This is a genomic window from Photobacterium sp. DNB22_13_2, assembly GCF_052873915.1.
Genome location: NZ_JBNNXU010000029.1, coordinates 36,092 through 57,162, shown reverse-complemented (window position 1 = coordinate 57,162; position 21,071 = coordinate 36,092). Strand labels below are relative to the sequence as shown.

The 21,071-nt window shown below is 44.7% G+C and carries 17 protein-coding genes; 7 read left to right on the top strand and 10 right to left on the bottom strand.

Translation table 11 applies throughout. The annotated features are described in order from the left end of the window. The coding region (locus tag ACVA58_RS25695; RefSeq protein ID WP_446513108.1) for a cytochrome c oxidase subunit 3 family protein at nucleotides 1-524 on the bottom strand (524 nt) is incomplete at its 3' end. Between the two features lie 317 nt (nucleotides 525-841). Between ACVA58_RS25695 and ACVA58_RS25690 the strand changes: the two genes are divergently transcribed. The 4 genes from ACVA58_RS25690 to ACVA58_RS25675 all read left to right on the top strand — a co-directional run bounded on the left by ACVA58_RS25690 (nucleotide 842) and on the right by ACVA58_RS25675 (nucleotide 5,201). Further along, nucleotides 842-1,288: a c-type cytochrome gene (locus ACVA58_RS25690; protein WP_446513107.1), complete on the top strand. Its 447-nt coding sequence runs from the start codon at nucleotides 842-844 to the stop codon at nucleotides 1,286-1,288. Between the two features lie 3 nt (nucleotides 1,289-1,291). Beyond that, nucleotides 1,292-2,671, top strand: a complete 1,380-nt coding sequence (locus tag ACVA58_RS25685) for a cbb3-type cytochrome c oxidase subunit I (RefSeq protein ID WP_446513106.1) — start codon at nucleotides 1,292-1,294, stop codon at nucleotides 2,669-2,671. Between the two features lie 51 nt (nucleotides 2,672-2,722). After that, on the top strand, nucleotides 2,723-4,561 hold the full coding sequence (locus ACVA58_RS25680; protein WP_446513105.1) for a VWA domain-containing protein: 1,839 nt from the start codon (nucleotides 2,723-2,725) through the stop codon (nucleotides 4,559-4,561). 265 nt (nucleotides 4,562-4,826) lie between these two features. Further along, complete coding sequence (locus tag ACVA58_RS25675; RefSeq protein ID WP_446513104.1) at nucleotides 4,827-5,201, top strand: hypothetical protein; 375 nt, start codon at nucleotides 4,827-4,829, stop codon at nucleotides 5,199-5,201. Nucleotides 5,202-5,220: 19 nt separating this feature from the next. On the opposite strand, the gene ACVA58_RS25670 is transcribed toward ACVA58_RS25675, so the two are convergent. The 8 genes from ACVA58_RS25670 to ACVA58_RS25635 all read right to left on the bottom strand — a co-directional run bounded on the left by ACVA58_RS25670 (nucleotide 5,221) and on the right by ACVA58_RS25635 (nucleotide 15,609). After that, nucleotides 5,221-6,033 carry an AAA family ATPase gene (locus tag ACVA58_RS25670; protein ID WP_446513103.1) on the bottom strand — a complete coding sequence of 271 codons (813 nt, stop codon included), beginning with the start codon at nucleotides 6,031-6,033 and terminating at the stop codon, nucleotides 5,221-5,223. Nucleotides 6,034-6,200: 167 nt separating this feature from the next. Then, nucleotides 6,201-6,956 carry an SDR family NAD(P)-dependent oxidoreductase gene (locus ACVA58_RS25665; RefSeq protein WP_446513102.1) on the bottom strand — a complete coding sequence of 252 codons (756 nt, stop codon included), beginning with the start codon at nucleotides 6,954-6,956 and terminating at the stop codon, nucleotides 6,201-6,203. 210 nt (nucleotides 6,957-7,166) lie between these two features. Then, nucleotides 7,167-9,374: a bifunctional metallophosphatase/5'-nucleotidase gene (locus ACVA58_RS25660; protein ID WP_446513101.1), complete on the bottom strand. Its 2,208-nt coding sequence runs from the start codon at nucleotides 9,372-9,374 to the stop codon at nucleotides 7,167-7,169. A gap of 216 nt (nucleotides 9,375-9,590) precedes the next feature. Then, complete coding sequence (locus ACVA58_RS25655; RefSeq protein WP_446513100.1) at nucleotides 9,591-10,502, bottom strand: LysR family transcriptional regulator; 912 nt, start codon at nucleotides 10,500-10,502, stop codon at nucleotides 9,591-9,593. 36 nt (nucleotides 10,503-10,538) lie between these two features. Further along, the gene (locus ACVA58_RS25650; RefSeq protein ID WP_446513099.1) at nucleotides 10,539-11,684 is read right to left on the bottom strand and encodes an anaerobic sulfatase maturase; all 1,146 of its coding nucleotides are present in this window, start codon (nucleotides 11,682-11,684) and stop codon (nucleotides 10,539-10,541) included. A gap of 15 nt (nucleotides 11,685-11,699) precedes the next feature. Next, nucleotides 11,700-12,455 carry a hypothetical protein gene (locus ACVA58_RS25645; RefSeq protein ID WP_446513098.1) on the bottom strand — a complete coding sequence of 252 codons (756 nt, stop codon included), beginning with the start codon at nucleotides 12,453-12,455 and terminating at the stop codon, nucleotides 11,700-11,702. A 54-nt stretch (nucleotides 12,456-12,509) separates the two neighbouring features. Further along, entirely contained in the window at nucleotides 12,510-13,922 is a 1,413-nt protein-coding gene (locus ACVA58_RS25640) for a DUF1254 domain-containing protein (protein ID WP_446513097.1), read from the bottom strand. Between the two features lie 136 nt (nucleotides 13,923-14,058). Next, on the bottom strand, nucleotides 14,059-15,609 hold the full coding sequence (locus ACVA58_RS25635) for a sulfatase-like hydrolase/transferase (RefSeq protein ID WP_446513096.1): 1,551 nt from the start codon (nucleotides 15,607-15,609) through the stop codon (nucleotides 14,059-14,061). A gap of 207 nt (nucleotides 15,610-15,816) precedes the next feature. Between ACVA58_RS25635 and ACVA58_RS25630 the strand changes: the two genes are divergently transcribed. Further along, complete coding sequence (locus ACVA58_RS25630) at nucleotides 15,817-17,217, top strand: DUF1254 domain-containing protein (protein WP_446513095.1); 1,401 nt, start codon at nucleotides 15,817-15,819, stop codon at nucleotides 17,215-17,217. Nucleotides 17,218-17,256: 39 nt separating this feature from the next. Here the strand turns inward: ACVA58_RS25630 and ACVA58_RS25625 are convergent, their stop codons facing one another. Beyond that, nucleotides 17,257-18,228: a helix-turn-helix domain-containing protein gene (locus ACVA58_RS25625; RefSeq protein ID WP_446513094.1), complete on the bottom strand. Its 972-nt coding sequence runs from the start codon at nucleotides 18,226-18,228 to the stop codon at nucleotides 17,257-17,259. Between the two features lie 558 nt (nucleotides 18,229-18,786). Here ACVA58_RS25625 and ACVA58_RS25620 point away from each other — a divergent pair. Together ACVA58_RS25620 and ACVA58_RS25615 are read left to right on the top strand one after the other, a co-directional pair. Next, entirely contained in the window at nucleotides 18,787-20,163 is a 1,377-nt protein-coding gene (locus ACVA58_RS25620) for a serine hydrolase domain-containing protein (protein WP_446513093.1), read from the top strand. Between the two features lie 114 nt (nucleotides 20,164-20,277). Next, nucleotides 20,278-21,057 (top strand): hypothetical protein, encoded by a 780-nt coding sequence (locus tag ACVA58_RS25615; protein ID WP_446513092.1) that lies wholly within the window; start codon nucleotides 20,278-20,280, stop codon nucleotides 21,055-21,057. Nucleotides 21,058-21,071 lie beyond the last annotated feature (14 nt).

Below are 21,071 nucleotides of genomic sequence, written 5' to 3'. Positions count from 1 at the left end.
TTTGGAGTATAAGCGCCTTTTCGCAACCTAATGATCACCCATAGAATGGCACAAGTCGCCCACCCAACATGAAGGAAGTGGTTGAATGTCATATAGTAATAGATGGTGAAAAATTGACTACTTCCAGTATGCAGCCCCTGTAAATGATTCCAGTAAAACTCTGTCGTTTTTACTAGCAGGTACAAACAACCACAAATTAAGGTAAGCCATAAACTAAACTGGCATTTTTGTCTTTTTCCTAATCGAATATACATCATCGCCTTTGCCATAAAGTAACTACTCGATAGTAAAACGATGGTATTGATAACCCCAAAGGAGGTACTTAAAATATGTGGCCCTTTAGAAAATACATCCGGATAATTAAACTTAGCTATAAAATAGGCAACAAAAAAAATACCGAATTCTGTCAACTCTGACAAAATTCCAACCCATATCGGAATATTGCCTGGAATCCTGCCTGCTCGATCTTCACTCCAAGCACGAGGAAAAATGCCCAGAGCCTCTTTAGGTGGTTGTTCATTCATAGTATACCCAAGTTACTTCAAGTTGCAGGATCCAGAGCTTCATCAATGGTTTCAGTTCAAGGAAAATAGCCGAACGTAATAGTTAGCCTATTTCGAGGGTATATGTACAGCAGCAGAAGCTATGAACACTCACATGAGGTGTAATGAATTAAAGTTAGTCGAAATTATCGGTATTTGGCGGTTAAATCAGGTCAGACGCCAAACGGACTCGTTAGTCATTGCAGGACTGTTAAGCGATTCGTCCAATGAAAACCTCTTCACTGACCTATACTTCCTATTATTTCGCCAAATAAAGAAAATATACAACGGGGTGGCATATGTCAGACAATTTTACAAAAGGCATGGCTCGAAATATTTATTATGGCGGCAGTGTTTTTTTTCTATTGCTCTTTGCCGCATTAACCCTGCATACAACCCGAGAGATGCCAAAAACAGACCACCGCGAAAACCTGACCGAAGCCGTTGCACGCGGTAAGACTGTATGGGAAGAGAACAATTGCATTGGTTGTCATACACTTATCGGTGAAGGTGCCTATTATGCGCCTGAGTTAGGAAACGTCTATTTCCGTCGAGGAGCGGGTAACCTCATTGCCTTTAAAGCCTATTTAAAGGCCTGGATGAAGGCACAACCTTTGGGTGTACCAGGCCGACGTCAAATGCCACAGTTTAATCTCAATGAACAGCAAGTCGACGATTTAGCAGAGTTTCTTAAATTTACGGCAGAAGTTGAAGTCAATAACTGGCCACCAAATATTGAGGGTTAAGCAATGGACACATTAAAGTTTCAATCTCAATCTGTTGCTAAACCTTATTTTGTCTTTGCATTAATTCTATTTACGGGTCAGATCCTGTTTGGCCTCATAATGGGACTTCAATACGTCATCGGTGATTTCCTTGCTGGTACCATACCTTTTAATGTTGCCCGCATGGTACATACAAACTTATTAATTGTTTGGTTATTATTCGGCTTCATGGGCGCTGCTTATTTTCTCGTACCAGAGGAATCTCAAACTGAATTATACAGCACGAAACTAGCAAAATTGCTCTTCTGGGTTTTTGCAATTGCAGGAACATTAACCATTCTAGGCTATCTCTTAGTCCCTTACTCGACGCTTTCTGAAATCACAGGCAATAAGTACTTTCCGACCATGGGCCGAGAGTTTCTAGAGCAGCCGACGATAACTAAAATTGGCATTGTCATCGTCTGCCTTGGCTTTTTGTTCAACATCGGTATGACCATTTTGCGTGGGCGAAAAACAGTGATCAATATGGTTTTGATCACTGGTTTGATTGGCCTCGCGGTGTTTTTTCTCTTCTCGTTTTATAACCCCGAAAATATCGCACTCGACAAGTTTTTCTGGTGGTTTGTGGTACACCTATGGGTTGAAGGTGTTTGGGAGCTAATCATGGGGGCAATCTTAGCCTTCATACTGATTAAAATTACCGGTGTTGACAGAGAAATCATCGAAAAGTGGCTCTATGTGATTGTTGCAATGGCTTTGATTTCAGGACTTTTAGGCACCGGCCATCACTTTTTCTGGCTAAGTACCCCTGCATATTGGCAATGGGTTGGCTCGGTATTTTCGGCACTTGAACCCCTCCCGTTCTTTGCGATGGTTCTATACGCATTCAATATGGTCAATAACCGTCGCCGAGAGCACCCAAATAAAGCCGCCACGCTTTGGGCTTTAGGCACTGCAGTCATGGCTTTCCTAGGTGCGGGGGTATGGGGTTTTCTCCATACTCTTGCCCCCGTAAACTACTTCACACATGGCACTCAAATCACAGCAGCCCATGGTCATATGGCGTTTTATGGCGCATATGCCATGATCGTACTCACCATTATTTCTTATGCAATGCCGAAATTGAACGGCGCCGGTGAAGCATTCAGTAAAAAAGCCCAAGTCGTCGAGATGTGGGGATTTTGGTTGATGACTGTTTCCATGGTCTTCATCACTCTCTTCTTAACTGGAGCGGGGATCTTGCAAGTGTGGCTTCAGCGTATACCTGAAGGCGGTGAAGCATTAGGGTTTATGGCAACTCAGGATAAGCTGTCCATCTTCTACTGGGCAAGAGAGCTGGCCGGGGTGATATTTCTAATTGGCTTATTCACCTACCTTGCAAACTTTTGGATTGCTAAGAAATAGTTTTTCCATCAAGCCTGATGAATCGTCTTACTTAGGTCATAAAGGAAACTTATGGAAGAGTGGGTGGGCACTATTTGGCATAAGTTTATCGTCCAGAAGAGCAATACGGACTTTCACAATGCACGTGTAGAGTTCAATGACGTGAAAAAAACAGTGGGTATGCTGTTTCGTTCACTCGGCGGGGAGCCTTCTAAACGAATTGAAGCCGCAGCCCCACGTGATTATGTTATCCGCCGTCATCTCCTGGACAAAATTGCGGGTACAAAATTACAAACAAGCCTAGCGTGGCAAGATGGAAGCAGTTTACGGTTACCGCAATCAATTGCTATCTTTGATAGTAAACACCTAAACAGAGAGCTCTATTTGTGGCTGACAGTGTTAGCTGCCCATAGCCCAGTAACATTCACCCATTGGGCTAAAGATAATCAAGCTATCGTCGCAACGATATTAAACCGATATCCAAATTTAAGACCTCGCTACAAGGGCCTTCTTGATGCGGTATTAGAACAACGAGTTCCCATAAATAAGTTACCTAAGGGCATGCAACCTTTAGAAAAAGCCGTAATTGAGGCACTTAAATATCCAGAGTTATCCATGGAATTCCCTGAGGCTAACTATGCACCACAAGCCATTTATCTTTGGCTATACCCTAGCGAACACATCAACGCTAACCCCTTTAAAGAGTCAGCGAGTTCAGTTCCTGAGCCAAGTTCTCCTTCAGAAGGCCGTAAACTTGAAAGCCATCAAGCTCGGAAAAAAACAGAACGGGTTGATGACAGCAATACCAAAGACAGTCTGATGGTTTTTCGTTTAGAAAACCTATTTTCTTGGAGTGAGTTTTCTAAGGTAAATCGGGCAGAAGATGACACGGAAGATACCGACTCAAAGCGTGTTGCCGAAGATTTAAATCTCATTACAGTCGCCAAAGACAGTCAGCAACAAACTGCCAAACTAAAAATAGACCTCGATCTGCCTGCAGCTATAGAGGATGACTACCCACTTGGCAAAGGACTAAAGCAACCAGAGTGGAATTATAAAACCCAGCAACTGGTACCAGACCGCTGCTTGGTACAACCCATGTTACCTAGGCAGTCTAAACCCAAGTCACTCCCCTTTAACCTCCAGACCAATGCAAATAAAATTCGTCACCAGTTTGAACACTTAACAAGTATCAAGCATTGGCTGAAAGCCCAGCCTACCGGTAGTGATATCGACTTATCTGCATGGATTGATTTTTATGTTGAGAGTAAAGCCTCAGTTTCAAAAGACTCTGATTATTACCTGCACTTCAAAAATGGAAATCGTGATATCTGCTGCCTCTTGCTGTCTGATCTTTCGATGTCAACAGATGCCCACATCAATGATAAACAGACCGTTATTGATGTCATAAAAGAAAGTATGTTGCTATTTTCTGAAGCCTTAACTGCGGTTGGTGATCCTTTTGCTATTTATGGTTTTTCATCCGTTAAACGCCAGCACGTTCGGTTCACAATACTGAAAAACTTTGGCGAACAATACACCGACAATATACGAGGCCGGATATTGGGACTGCTGCCTGGATACTACACTCGTATGGGTGCTGCCATTCGCCAGGCAAGTGATATTCTTGCTCCGCAACCGCACTCTCAAAAATTATTATTGATGCTAACCGATGGAAAGCCTAACGATATTGACCACTATGAAGGACGATTTGGCATAGAAGACACAAGGCAAGCTATCATCGCGGCTCGTAAAAAAGGGCTCATCCCCTTCTGCATCACCATCGATCAAAAAGCAGATGAATATCTGCCTTACATTTTTGGACACAACGGATTTACGACCATTTACAACCCTAGCCAATTGCCGAAAAAGTTGCCCCTTTTGTACCATCAATTAACGCATCACCATTGAATATGGTGAATAATCAATGGAGGGGTTTATGAGAGAGCTCATACACTGTTTATATTGTCAGACAGAGAATAGGGTCGATGAGGATTCCCATAGCCAGAGTAAGTCACAAGCCTGTAGTCATTGTGGGATGCCATTACCCAAGCACCATCCAAATAGCCGACAATACCGTACCAAGGTTTTTGTTGGTGCTTTCATCTGCATCTGTCTCTTCTGTGCCATCATGGTCATTTATTTGCCCAGATAATAACTTTTGAGGCTATCCACTATGCGAACCCTTTTACAAACTAACGATAAGCAAGAAATAAAATCAGCATCGAATATCGCTTTGCTGTCTTTGCTGAATCTAACTTTTCTCCCCGTGATCGCATTTGCTTTTTTATTGATGAAGTTAAAAAAGATCAAGAAACAGTCTTTTGCTTATTATCACTTGCAGTTTGCGATAAGACTTAATCTTATTGCGGCAATAGCACTTATTTTAGTGAGTATTCTCATGATCTCACTTGGTGGTTTTAATTCCGGTTGGACTTGGGTTTTCGTTATCACCTACTTCGTCTTTATCCATACAGTATTTATTTTAATCGCGGTCTGGGCATTAGTCCGATCATGGTCTGGACATAAATTTGGCTACAAAAACCAGTAACGAGACATAATCAGTAATTTTAATGATCAAAGTAGAGTTTTACCACATCCATCAACGCATCGACTGTACTGACATCATCAGATAACGGTTCGGCAAGACAGCTTCGGCAAGCTTCCTGCGGGGACATTCCGCTCGATATCATGCGTCCTGCGTATATCAGTAAGCGCGTGGATACCACCTCATCTAAATCACTCTCTAACCGGCGTAGAGCACCGGCCAAGTCGACTAATTTTGATGCAAGCAATTGATCTATCTGACTCTCACCAGTCAAGATTTGTTGCTCTAATAGAGGCTCGGGGTAATCAAAACGCATGGCGACAAATCGCTGCCGAGTACTGGCTTTCATTCCCTTCAGGATATTTTGGTAGCCCGGATTGTAAGAGACAACCAACATAAATCCATCAGTTGCTGCTAATAACTCTCCAGTGCGCTCTATCGGCAGCATTCGACGATCATCAGCCAAGGGATGCAGCACAACCGTGGTATCCTTACGCGCTTCAACAATTTCATCGAGATAGCATATCCCACCTTCTCTAACGGCTTTGGTCAAAGGGCCATCTTGCCAATAAGTACCATTAGGTCCAATCAAGTGTCGTCCGACTAGATCCGCCGCAGTTAAATCATCATGGCATGCCACAGTGTATAGGGGGCGACCTAATTTATCTGCCATATGCGTAACAAATCGTGTTTTACCACACCCTGTAGGACCTTTAATCAATAGAGGTAAATTGTGGGAATATGCATACTCAAATAATTCAATTTCATTGCCTTGTGGCTGATAAAAACAATCACTGTCGCTATTGGGTATCTCTGTCTTTCGCGGTAAAGGCATTGGAGGTCCAAAAGTTATCTAACTAAATAAACCATATGCATTAAATACAAGCCTAACAAGTTACGTGTAGGAAATTAATAAAAAAGCCAGTTGGTATACCAACTGGCTTCACACTTATCAGGATTAAAACGAAGAGATCTATCTCTCGTTTTACAGCACCGTAGGGATTAGATACCCAGAGCCTGACCACCACCGATCTGTAGTGTTTCAGCGGTGATGAATGATGCGTCTTTGCTTACTAGGAAAGAGATTGCAGAAGCAACTTCTTCTGGCTGACCAAGACGACCAAGCATGATACTGTTAGCCCAAGAAGCAAATACTTCTGGCTTCGTTTCTTTGATTTGTGCGTGGAACGGCGTATCGATAGTACCAGGAGATACAGCGTTAACACGGATGTTAGCTGGTGCTAGTTCTTTAGCAAGTGCACGCGTTAGCGTGTGAACAGCTGCTTTAGATGTACCGTAGATACCCGCACCTGGGCCACCTGCGTTCCAAGCTGCGTTAGAAGTGAAGTTGATGATTGACGCGTTGTCAGACTTCTTCAAGAACGGAATTGCAGCACGGGAAACAAAGAAAGCACTATCAAGGTTAAGCGCCATAACTTTGCGGAAGAAATCAGTTTCCATGCCTTCGATTGGACTACGGCCACCTAGACCACCAGCGTTGTTAACAACAACATCGATCTTACCGAATTTTTCACCGATAGCATTGATGTTTTCAGTTACTGCGTGCTCATCAGTAACGTCAAAGCCACGGTATTCCGCTTCGATGCCTTCACCTGTAAGTTCAGCAACACAGCTTGCACCCTTGGTGTCTTCGATACCGTTCAGAATCACAGTGTAACCATCTTTACCAAGACGCTTAGCAACTTGGAAACCGATACCACCTGTAGCACCAGAGATAAAAGCAACTTTATTAGACATATCAATGTTCTCTTTGAGTTAGTTAATGGCTATGCCAAAGGGACCTATGAAGGGGACTCTCTTCGACATCTAGCAATCAATAATATTGTATTACAATAACACTTTTCTTGAAGATTTCAAACAGAGTGAAGGGATCAATAGTGATCTTCGTCTTGTTTAGGCACAAAAAAGGCGCCGAAGCGCCTTTTTATCATTTAACAGAGAGGTCGATTACTTTGGCTGATTACTGTATGCACAACCTTCATACAGGGCTTCCTGAGTCGCCTCTGCAGAGTAGTTAGGGTTAGCAAACCATGTGCTTTCATCAGCAAGGTTTACAGACACATTGATAGAATCACGTGCACCTGGACCTGAGCGCATCACACAAATTTCTTTGCTCTGCAGTTTATTCCACAGCTCTGCACCTGCACCTTCACGCAGTGACAGGATGTCACCTTGATCAGATACCTCACCAGCTGCATTCGATGGACCGTACTGTTTGATGTACCAGTTTACATTCTCGAATTTGCTGCGATCCAATACGCCTTCGCTCTCAACGTATTCAGTGATCATGTCACGTACCGCGTAAACCGGCTCGTTCGATGAGTCCCAAATCACCTGCTCGCCGGTGATCCACTCTTCACCAAGCAGAGTTCCTAGGCGGTAATCATTGATCGCCAATACATAGTTAGCTTGAGGGTTAAATTCACTACCACGGATCTCAGTAATATCAATACGCTCACCCACCGCGTTGCTCAGATCGACGCTGTATTGGATAGAACCATCAAAGATATCGTAGTTATAAGCAGGGATCGCCGGATCAAAAGAAACTGTAATGTCGTTTGCTTGGTAAGTATTGAAGTAACCGTAAGACCACTCCATGTACTCTTTCAGCTGCTCACCCTTGATGCTTACCGCAACCAACTGGTTGTCATACATATAAAGATTAGCACTGTCTTTCTTACGGTATTCCTGACCATCGAACAGGTTCGAGCCGTCGGAGAACAGAGCTGCGGCCGATACATCGACTGCAATTGCGTTACCTTCAGAGTCAGATCCTTTCTGCTCGATGTTCATGATTTGGATCTGGTTGATCAAATCAGTGATCGGCATATCCGACAACTTGCCGGTATGAATCGAACTATAAAGGCGAAGACCTTCACTGTTTAGCACTTGCTCTTCAAGTACCGCTTCGTCAGCAAAACCACCTTGAGAGTTGGTAAAGTTACCTTTTACTCCACCAATTTTGATGTTGGCGTCGGTAACAGAGGCATCATGAATGTGCTGCATTTGTTCTTGCAGTGTCTTGTCTTCTTGTACGTTCTCAACCTTGCGGTTAGACAACGTAGTATCAACAATCTGCCACTTGCCTTGCTGATCTTTTTCCAGCTCGATTTCAGCTTTAGCCAGTGCCCAACCCCAGTTACCCGGCTCGATGATTTTCACTTTCTCGTGGCGGTTTTCAGCGTTGTAGACACCCGACTTAGTCTTATCTTCTTGCTCGCTGTTACCGTCGACAGAAATTTCAGGCATTTCTGCAGTAAAATCTGCACCTTTCTCAACCTGCTCAATGAAGCGAGCGTGCTCGTGGCCCATGAAGATCACATCAAACTTATCAGCCAGCTCAGAGGCAATTTCATGAACACCGCGGCCGTGCTCTTTACGACCGTGGTGAAGGGCACCAATCACCACATCAGGCTGGTACTGCTCGATAACCGTGTTCACCGTGTCAGTAACTGACTCCAGTTCATCTTTAAAGTCCAAGTTACGGAAATTTTCTGGGTTAGAGGCATTCCATACTTTAACGTAAGACGGTGTTAAACCAACAACAGCCACTTTGGCACCGTTGTAATTGAAGATCTGGTAACCACGTAGGAATGGGACTTCTTCTTCGTTGGCTTTACAGTCAACCGAGTTTTTATCCCAAATAACGTTGGAAGAAATAACCGAGCCGTTGAAGTTCTCAAGGCTACGCTCTAGGAAGGCACGCTCGAAATCGAACTCGTGGTTACCCGGTACCCACAAGTCATAGTTCAGGGTATTCATGGTTTCTACCACAGGGTGAACTGGATCGTTATTGAACAGCTCTGCCGAGTTGCCCTGAACCGTATCGCCCAAGTCGATCAGCAAGAAGTTGTCATTGCTTGAGCGCTCATTGCGCAGCAAGGTGGCAATTTTCGAGAAACCGGCATTTCTATCAACACCATCAAGCGCGTAGTCATAGGCAAAGATACGACCGTGCATATCACCGGTCGCACCAATAGTGATCGTCTGGCTTGTTAGTTCGTTATTGTCGCCTTTCACGATAACCGATGGAGTCGGTTCAAAGGTTTTACATTCAGCAATTGCTGCAGGAGCCATGCTTTGTGCATAGCTTCCAGCAGAAGCAAGTAGGATAGCGGCACTTAACGTCGCAAGTTTAAAGGTTTTATTTTTCATTTCACAGAGCCTAATGTCTTGGAATAAACGTAGGCAATATAGGGCGAAATAATAGAATAAATACTTAAAATTCAGCCTATCTGTTTCTAATTGTAAATTCGGTAAGTTGGATAAATACCGCGTTAAATGTAAACCGTTGCATGATAATCAATTGTTAACCTGCAACATGTTAAGCACACATTTATGGATACATCTCGAGCAAGCAATAAAATACAGTTATGGCAATTTATCGCTCTCACTAAATATGCTTTTCAGCTCTTGATATAACCATTCGGTAAATGGTGAGTTACGATCTCTGAGGTGGCAATAAAATGCTGTCTGGCGGCGGAATGTGTCTTGATAAATTGAAACAGGCAGAGGGTAAGTCTCGAAGGATTCGTTCAGCAGGTGCTGGTTTTTCGCCGACATAACACCAACAGAATCACTGAGACGGATTAGCTCAAGCATCATACTAATATCACTCGAACGTACATTGACGTTTTTCTCCAGCTTATATTTTTTTATCAACATCTCAACTTTAGATGCTTCTATATAACCGGGGATCACGGTAACACAAAGTGGGTATTTCAATACTTCCTGGATATTATTTTTTCTCAGTGGATGCCCTTTACGGGTGACCAACATAAATTTGTCATCAGGTAATGGCTTTTGCACCACATTCTTATTGGTTTCCATCGGCAAATAGCTAACACCCCAATAGCCACGATTATTAGCTAAGTCATGCAAACTCTCCGGAGACCAAGGCTGACAGTTGACAGTCAAATCCGGTGCTACGTCAGTTAATTTAGCAATAAGGGGGGCAGCGACAGGCGCCATCAAGGTCGCAGGAAAAAACAGCGTCACTTCCCCACGCATATGCTCGATTTTCCATTGCTCATCGCCTAAATAAAGCTCATCTAACTGATCGAGAATAGAGGGGATTTTTTCCACTAAATCATTACATTTCGGTGTCGGTTCAAACCGGTTTCCATCTCGCACAAATAACTCATCGTTAAATTGAACGCGAAGTTTTTTGAGCATAAGACTCACAGTTGGCTGGCTGATATTAAGTTTTTTCGCCGCCGTTACTGTCTGGCGCGTTTCATATAACACCACCAGCAATCTTAACAGATTATAATCTTTAATCATTTCAACTCTCTACACTCAGAATCTCCCCAATATAGGTTAAAACAAGCTGTAATACTGTGGAGGGTAGCCCGCTTTCATGACATCAACCATTTTTATCAAACTTGGCAGTGCATAATGAAAGAATTGTTTATAGCCTTGGCAAAGTTGATTTAGCGGCAATTTATCCGCCGTCTCTAAAGTCCGGTTTTTAGGACAGCCACCATTACACAATGGCAAGAAATCACAGGTTTTGCAGTGACGCGGCAGTGTATTTTGTTTGCTTTGGCCAAACCCAATTTGCTGTGGATTTACCACCATCTCGGCCAATGATTGATGATGGATATCACCAATTTGATAACGGGCGTAACCATAGTGATCGCAGCTAAAGATCTGGCCTTGTGATTCAGCCATTAATTGCTGCCCACAGGTTTGTGCATGGTGACACATCACGCTCGGCCGCCCCATCAGTACCATTAGACAGTTTTCAAAAAACTGCACATACACCTTGCCAACATCGCCTTTACACCACTCATCAAAGACATCGCATAAAAACTGCCCCCATTGCTCGCCAGATAATGACCAATCAACGTCAGAGCGGCGATCTAACTCATGATCAATACACGGTTGAAACTGCATATAATGGCTGCCGTTTTGTTTAAGAAAGTCATAGATCTGCTTGCCATGACGATAGGTACGGTTGTTAACCACAGTCAGGGTATTAAACTCGACCTCATGATCACGAAGCACACGGATGCCTCGCATGGTTCTCTCGAAACTGGACTCGCCGTTACCATCTATTCGAGCTATATCGTTGAGTAGATTGGGGCCATCGATGCTGACCCCAACCATGATGTTATGGTGTTTAAAGAACTCACCCCAACGCTTATTTATCAAGGTGCCGTTGGTCTGAAAAGTATTAACAATTCGCTTATTCTTTGCCCACTTGTCTTGCAGCGATATCACTTGGCGGTAAAAGTCCCTGCCTCGGAGCAATGGCTCTCCACCATGCCAAATAAAATCAACTACATTGGTATTTTCAGGCTGAGAGTGTATGTGATTTTTAATCAACACTTCTGCCGTCTCCAAGTCCATATTGTTCCCACTGCCTGACTGCTGTTGCAGGTAATAGCAATAGCTACAGTCGAGGTTACAGGATGAGCCTACCGGCTTAATGGATAGACTATAAGGCAATGCGATCGTCATATTTTCTCCACAACGTTAAAGCTGATAATTAAACTCGAGTCTGTGTCCACCGTCCTTGAAGTCTTCGTTTTGTGACCAATTGGCGAAATAACGAACATTGAAGCGAGGGGTAAACTGGTAGGAAAGCGCAACCTCATGCTTCAGCACGCTGCTATCACCTTCAAGGCCAAAATCGACATAACTATCGCTACCTGACAAGGTGGTAAACCACATCGGGTTGTAGTTCAGCCAAAGTTTGTCGTTAATTGCTAACTTACCGTAGGTACCCACCATGGCGAATGTACCGGGTAGCGCATAGCCAGACAGCTGTTCACCTTCTCCGTTGCTGGCATTGATAAAGCTAGCGCCGAGTCCCGCTAGTGGATACAGGCTAACCGGCCCCATTTTAGGTAGTGCTTGAATCAAGCTATAGGAAGCAGTGCCGGATTCAGTTTTCAGATCGTATTGAACATCGATTTGACGAGCTCGACCATTGGCGATGTTGGCGCTGAAGTTCCTAAACCGCAAACTATCGACACTGTCATCACGGCTATCATTCCAGCCAACTTGTTCTCCAAGAAAGCCTTTGACCTCAATAATGTTAATCGCAGCCGTGTCATCCTTGCCGGTATCGTACGTTTGACCCACTTTAAGGTTAAGTCCCTTATCAGTAACACCTGATCCTACTTGTGTATAAACCGCAAGGGGATCGGACATATCCTGCACAACCTCTTCATTTGCAATAGCCGTGACTGATACTAGGCAAGCGCCCAAGTAAACTACATGCTTCATTTTTACTCCGATAACCGGGTGCTTAGCGACAAAGACCAAGCACCCCGCGCTGTATTATTGCTTTTCCAGACCAGGAACCGTCCAGTCCATGTTTAAGACTGATTTAGAGGGGATGTACAATCGCGTCAGCACATAAAACCCTTCTGCTGGCGTCGGTAGCCAGTTGGTGTCACCGGCAGGCTTTTCATGAGAGAAGGTGATCTCAAACGAGCCGTCAGAAGACGTCTTGAGATCGGATAAATTATTCAGGCTATAACGATTGATTGGGTTATCAATCAGCAGTTTAGATTTAGTATCGTAGACGGTGACCGACCAAAAGGCATCGACCGGCGGCTCACCATCAAATTTCATGGTGTAGCTGTTCTGGCCAGTCAGGGGCTTACCCTGCTTATCCATCGCAGCCATTGGGTAAACGGCTTCTTTAGCACCTTGCCCGCCCAAATATGGATGGGCAATCAAGGATCGCATCGCGTTATCATCACCAAAACCATCAAGGTTGAAGGCATAAACCCAGCCATCTTTAATTTCTACCGCGGCAGGATTTGCCTGTTGCGCCATCACCATTTTCTGGCCGTCTTCTAGCGCTTTAAGCAATGCAGATATAGTTGATTCATTCAATACGCTGCGATCAAACCCTTGCTCGCTGATACCAATTTTTTTGAGCTGTCCCAACATCGCTTGCTGGCGCTCATCAACTGGGTTCTCTTTCAAGTATTCACCTAGCTCAACATAAAAGCGTAGCGGATCAGAGGCACTCCCCGGGCGCGGAGATAGTGGCAAAGGCACCAACTTCTCCCCTCCCATGTATTCACTCAGTGGAGTTAGGGTGTATTGATCCTGAATCGCATGGGCGGCTGCGTAATCATCTTCGCCCATGATCTGAGTTCGCCCCCACAACCATACTTTGCTAGTAGGCGCTTCGACAACATTCAGTTCGCGAGGGATCTCACCGTCAGCTTTCCAGCCCGGTGGCACAATAAGGATTTCTTTCTCGAGTGAGCCTGTCTCCCGTGTCCCCACGTACTGGAACAGGTTATGCCACATATCGAACATGTTGATTACATAATAGCGTTCGGTTACATCCGGTACCGACAGCACCAGTGGACCTTGACTAAGATCCAGCACCGCACTGGAGTACAGGGTGTCACGGTTGGCCGTTGGCATGTCAGCATCAGCGGGGCTGCTCAAACGGCGGGCGTGGCCGAATTCATTGAGCGGGCCACGGTAACTTGTATCGACCTGAGTCTCTGAGACATCGCTGTACTGGCGAGCGATTTGCTCCATCCGGACCAAAGTCGAGCCCCACATATAAGCATTGATACCCAAGACATAACTCTCATTTTCAAGTGCTTGCTGGGGTGTGGAAATTGTCGTGTCAACTGCGGCAATACTCGGTGTTACTGCCAATGAACCTGATAGTGCCAATAAGATGGCAATGCCCGTTTTTGTCATTGTTCTTTTTATCATAAGGTCGTCCCCCTTCTACTGGGTACAGAGTATTCAAAACCGGTAAAAGAATGGTGAATAGCGGATATTGGAATTTCTAATAGCGCCATGGGAAGATGAAGCCCATGGCGCAGAGGTTATGCTTCGCTTATTTGCATCAATTGATGGTATCGTTACCCATACCTACCCCCGTCCCCTTCTGAACTGGTGGATAATCTTTTAACGACTTTTGGTATTTACCAATGGCTTGGTAGAAATCAGGAAGTACCCATGATTTTTGCTTCATCCAGTGATACCAACCGTGGGTGTCAGGTGAACGCTCGTAAGGATCAGCTTTGATATTAACCAGTACCCCAAACGGCCATTCTTTGGCGGGCTCTGTCCATGTTGTCTTGGTCTTTAAATGAACCTTCCACTGATTCACACGAACAGCATTAAGTTCGGTTTCGTTGTAGAAGAAGAATTCATGGCGGTTACTCTCTCCGCCATTTGCTAACATCTCCATCTGATTGTAACCATCAATGTGGGCGATACGCTCAACGCCTTCTATCTCTTTTCCTTCAAGCAGCTGTTGTTTGATATTTTGCTCGCCGCTGGCAGCCATTAACGTTGGCAGCCAATCTTCGGCAGACATCATGCCATCAACATATTCTCCCTGAGGGAATTTATCCGGCCAACTGACTAACATCGGCACCCGGAATCCGCCATCCCACGTTGTACCCTTTTGACCTCGGAACGACGCAGCACCGGCATCTGGCCAGTGATCCGTGTTCACACCGTTATCAGAGGTAAACATAATGATGGTGTTATCGAGTTCACCCAAAGACTCCAACTTATCGAACAAAACACCGATCTGATCATCCAGCTCTTTTAGTGCGTCATAGTAAGTCGAGGTTTGGCTTGCGCCTTCATACTCTTTTCGTACATGGGTAATAGTGTGCATTCGCGATGGGTTGAACCACATGAAATAGGGTTGCTCATCGTTGTCTGACTCATGGCTATCTAACCAGTCAGTGGCAAAATTGAGGAACTCTTCATCGATCTGTTTCATGCGATCTTTACCTAGCGCACCTCTGTCAGTGATGACTTGTTTGCCCACTACGCCAAAACGCGGATCTTCGGTCTTGTCGAACTTATCGCTTGCTGTCGAATGAAGCACATTACGTGGCACACCGACAAAATTTGGATCGTTTGGAAATTCCGGTTGCTCAGGCATTTCCATGACGTTTAGGTGATATAAAAAGCCATAAAACTCATCAAAGCCATGCACAGTTGGCAAATGAGTGTTGTTATCACCAAGGTGGGACTTGCCAACATGAACGGTGGCATAGCCTTTTTGTTTTAGCAGCTCCGCGAGCGTCGGGGTTTCTTTTTTCAACCCTAGCTTAGAGCCCGGCTGACCTACAGAGGTTAATCCCGAGCGGAAAGGATATTGGCCAGTAATAAATGCTGCGCGCCCCGCCGTCGAACTGCTCTGGGCATAATAATCACTGATCATTAGTCCTTTATCAGCAATGCGATCGATGTTGGGCGTTTTTATTGCGCCTAAGCCTCGGTGATAGGCCGACAGATCCATCGGGGCAACGTCATCAACCATGATAGCGACAATATTCGGGCTTTCCGCCAAGGCCGGAAAGGCAACCGCCGATGTGGCTGCAGCTATGGAAAGTGCAACGGCACTTTTCATAAATTTATTATTAGTTTTCATAAAGTTTCTCCGTTAAAGGACGGAGATAGCATAAAGAAACCCCCTCTAAATAAGAGAAATAGCATCTATTAAGATTTCCAATATGCTCAAGAGCCCTTTATATAACAGCTGGCCAATTATCTAAAATACTAATAGCCGATATTAATCCATCAAAGCCGACAAACATTTATTCTCAGGGTAATAAATAACGATAACGAAAGGTCTGATATGAATAAAGTGCTATTGGCTACGATGGTGTATACATCGGTTGGACTACTGCCTATGACCGCAGCGGCTGAGTCTTTTACAACTGTCCCTCCCTCCGCAGAAGAAGAGCTGGCCTATAATTTGGGTGTTCAAGCATTCATCTACGGCGCAGGTCCCCTCACTGTGGCCGCGGTGCGCCAAACATCCACTTCGGTTGATGCTCCAATGGATAATGCGATGGCGCCGCTCAACCAAATGGGCAAAACACGTGTACTATCAGGGCCGCAAGATAGAATTGTACCAACCGTCAATAACGATACCTTATATTCACAAGCTCACTATGATCTTGACCTTTCAGGCCCGATGGTACTTGAAATCCCCCGAACCAACGATCGCTACTACATCGTCCAATTACTTGATGCTTATTCAGATTCAATTACCGACATCCACCGTAGAAATGCAGGAAGTAACGGCGCTAAGTTTCTGCTTGTAAACCAAGGGTGGGAAGGAGACATACCCGCAGGTATAGACGGGCTTATCGAATCAAGAACCCCAATGGTATGGCTGATCCAACGAACAGGCGTTGCGGGTGACAAAGACACCCAAGCTGCGCTTGAAGTTCATGACCAATTTATCAGTTATCCATTGGCCGAGCTTGGCACCAATCACGGTCCTATCACATTGGAAAAAGCCACCGGCCGTATCCCCCCGATGGCCAAGCCACAAGGACTCGAGTGGTACGCTTTAATCGATAGGGAGCTTCGCAAAAATCCAATCGCAGAAGATGCCGCGATTGTCGAACAATTTAAATACATCGGTATTGGCGGCGAAAAACCATTTAATCCAGAGCGTCTGTCTGATCAACAAAAGAAAGGCTTGCTGCGAGCATTGAAAAGTTCCCAGCAGATCATCCACTATGCCGGTCGCAGTGTTGGTACCAGCAACAATGGCTGGTCAATGATGTTCGAGGGTGGTCAATATGGTAACGACTACTTGAGCCGCGCCAGTATCAACCTTCGCGCAGCTGGGCTAAACGTTCCAGAGCGAGCACTCTACCCTAACCGCTATACCGATGCGGATGGCATCCAGCTTTCGGGTGATCACCAATACCGCATGACCATGCCTGCCGATGCGCCAGCAGAGGCGTTTTGGTCATTAACCATGTACGATGCCAGCGATCTCTACATGGTAGAGAATGCAATTAACCGTTACTCGATTTCAACCAACCGTCAGGATGAATTGGAATACAACCCTGATGGTACGCTGACGGTTTGCATTCAGAACGAGCAACCTAAAGACAGTGGATGCAACTGGCTTCCCGCGCCAGAAGATGACTTTTACCTACATATGCGCTTGTACGAGCCAACCCAAGCGGTTCTGAACAATACGTATCCACTTCCGCAAGTTGAACGTGTGATGTAGCGAAAAATTGAGCCAGTGAGAGGCCCACACCAAATCCTCTCACTGCATTTTTTTCCGATATGCAGGCGCGGTATATCCCGTCCATTTTTTGAAAGCGCGGTTAAAGTTACTGAGGTCATCAAACCCTACTCGCCAGGCAACCTCTTGGGTACTGACTCCTTCTTGGCCAAGGAGCTTTACAGCGTGATCTCGCCTTGCATTGTCGCGCAATTCCCTGAAGGTTAAGCCTTTGAGACTCAAGTTTCGCTGTAGGGTTCGCGGCGTCATACCTAACAGTTTCGAGAACCACGAGATGTTGAACCAAGGCAATAAAGCATAGGTTTCAATAAGCTTACATATGGAATGGTGCCAATTGGCCTGTGTGGGTTGCTCGGTTATTTGATGGAAATCAGCGGGGAGTGGGATCGTAAAACCGCCAAAAGGCTGGCCAAATTCAATCTCTGTCTTTCGGAATGTTTGAGGCAATTTGTCAGCATTGATATCGGCTGAAACGAGTTTAGCTTGCTCTGGTTGCCAGTCGCCCTCAATAAACCGCCGGCAAAAGTTTATCATCGCTAACGTTCTGAACCATTCAGCTTGTTCAAAGCCCGGAGTCGACTCACGAAAAGCAGTTCGGTGACATAGCCACCATCGGTCGTCGTTTTTCTCTGTCCAAATAATCACGTGGTTACTTAATTTAGGGACTTCTGCCACCAGTACCTGAATACCTTCCGACAAATTACGACAACCTTTAATTCTATTATCAAGTTCAGGCGATAATTGTCTAATAGAGATAAACCGGCCAACATCTATACCTACTTGATAACCAAACTGCCTCTCCAAACCAAACAAAAACAGCATCAAATCTTTGGTCGGCAACCAATGCTGCTTGTCCATCACCTCTATAGGTAAACCATATTCATCGGCAACCGACTTCCAATCAAACCCCTTTTTTTCACAGTATTCAATAAAAGGCCAAATATTCATCGTTGAAGTAAGCAGTATATCTGTTGTTGAAGAGGTTGGTTTCATACTATTGGCTCATACTCTTGTTACCTACTGACCTATACTAGTGCACAGCATCATGTTATCAATATCTGACACCATACCTTGCAACGAATGTCGCCAAATGACCTAATGAGTATCCGTAGTAGCCCCTCTTTTTTCGCTATCAATAGACAAGATCTCCTATAAAATGGGTGCACCTTCTGCGGGCTTCGCATCAAACTGAAAAATGAAGCTTACATACTCAACCAGTGAAATCACATCTAGTTTCTCCGCACAATTCCAACAAATTCATGAAAAGTTAATAGCGATATAACACTTGATGTCTATCTTGACTAAAATGGACGAGGATATAACTTGATACAATATAATTAATAACCCCAAGATAATTAGTCATTTCATTAAGGTTGTATACAGCCATTGATATAATAAGCCATTCTACTTTCTGGAGTGGCATATTAATATTTGTGACGAATAAAACAATCAATAGATATAACGTCACTAGTACGGCCTAATGTCGTTTTTTGACCTATAGGCATTTATTAAGAAAAATATAATCTCCCCGATTAAAACAAGGGGATACCTATGAAACTTAAAGCCATTGCACTATTGGCCTCTACGTTAATGCTTCCAACATCTTATGCATTTAGCTCTAGCGATGTAATTACTGAAAACCCTGTTGAAGCAGCGCTTAAAGCTGAAGGAGCACTAGTTACTCTTCCAGTCGAAGCAGCTAAAGAGTTTTTTTCACCTGAGTTTGTTGATGCGGCTCGCACTAACTTTAATAACTTCCATTGGCAAATGGGTGGGGACCACGCACTTTATTATCACAAGAGCATGAATGAGTTCATGCCAACGGCTATCGCTTCGCCAAATGAAGAGTACAAACCACTTGTCAAAGCCATTAACCCTGAACTGAACAAGCTAACAGTTAATACGCAGGCTAAAGGCGAGTTAACGATGGATGAGTACCTAGCGGATCCCGCTTTCCGTACTCAAGGATTCATGTTGATCCACGAAGGTAAAATCGTATACGAAGCTTACCCTGGTATGAAGCCAACGGATCGCCACGTTTGGGCATCTGCTGCGAAAACAACAGTTGGCCTTATCGTGGCTCAACTGGTTGAAGAAGGCAAAGTAGACCCAAGTAAGCCAATGAGTACCTACGTTCCTGAGCTTAAAAACACCGTTTGGGATGACGTCACTGTCCTTAATGTTCTAAACCACACAACCGGCTTCGATAACGAAGAAACCCTAGAGTCAGTATTGAACCCAGACTCACCCGTTGTACGCTTCTTTGCGTCAGCGTTCGGGTCACCTCGTTTTAGTACCGGCCAACTTGAAAGCTGGGTGGATGTTGCTAAAGATACAGAAAAAAAAGTGGACGAGCCTGCAGGCACACGCTTTAGCTACGCTTCAATGAACACCATCGTGCTAACCAAAATGATCGAAAACCTAGAAGGCACAACCTTCACCCAAGTATTTGAAGATCGAGTTTGGGGCAAGATGACTGCACGTCAACCTGCTCTATTCAACCAAACCCCAGACGGTATGGCGATTGCAGTCGGTCTGATGCTAACCACAGTAGAAGATATGGCGCGCTATGGCATGCTATACACACCTAGCTGGGAAGCAGCGGCAACTGAGCCTGTCGTATCACAAGCAGTGATTGATCGCATCCTAACTAGTGGGGATCCTAAAACTCACACCAATACCACTAAACAGGAGAGTGCAGTAAGCGCAGCTGGCGAAGCTTCTGTGTCTCAGTCATACCAGTTTGACTTCATCTTTGAAGATGGTGCTATGGCGAAAAGCGGTAACTTAGGCCAATACATCTATGTTGACCCTAACCGTGATTTCGTCGGCGTGGTGTTCTCAACCAACCCATACCATTCAGGTTACGGTGAATTCAAAGCTCCTACCTTTATGCGTCAGGCAGCAAAACTTCTAGCCAACAAATAATAACGGGCAAAGAAATTCCTTCTCAATATCCTGTAGCGGCTGGCTTTAAGTCGCTACTGAATATTCACCCTAATATAAAACCGCTTCAAGGACGAAGCAAGCTCAGAGAATAAAATGAAAAAGTTTGCTTTATTAGCACCTCTTGCGGCATGCATTGCTTCACCTGTTATGGCCGAAGAAGAACAAATGATCGATCCTGCTGACGTTACCAAAGTGTATACGCAGTCGGCATTAATGTTCAGTGGCAACTCTGAATTTCAATGGCAAGGTCAAATTGCAGGCGGCCTAGAAAACGGCCAGCAGTTCGCTCTATTAAGTGAAGCGACATTTGACAACAAAGATAACGACGGAAATAAGTTTGGCTTTGACTATCAAACATCTCGTACCCAGTACTTCCATGTATTTAACTCTGGTTCATCAACCCTACCAAAAATAGGCGCCTCGCTAGATTACGTAAATACCCGCACCAATTCAGTGAAGAATGATTTGCTGTCAATCGGCGCTGTAGCCGCAATAAACCCAGCCTACACTGGCGGCATACTGGTCTTCCCACGCGCTGGTGTGATGACAGGTAGCATGGAGGTGCTAGATGCGGGTATGAACGGTAAAGATGACCTAACCGGTTATAGCCTAGGACTAATTACTGCGATTTACTTGGGTGATGGCGGTTCATACCTTTCACTCGTTCCTGAGTGGCAAGACTTATCGGGTGATGAAATTGAGATGCAAAACCTATCAATTAAAGCATCCATTAACGTCCCACTAAACAGTGCCCGTACTTGGTGGTTAAACACCCGATACGACTTTACTAAATCAGACCTTGAAGTTAATGGCAATGACTTAAGCGGTGATTGGGAAACTCAAGCATGGCTAGGTGTTCGCCACTACTTCTAAGTTACAATAATTAA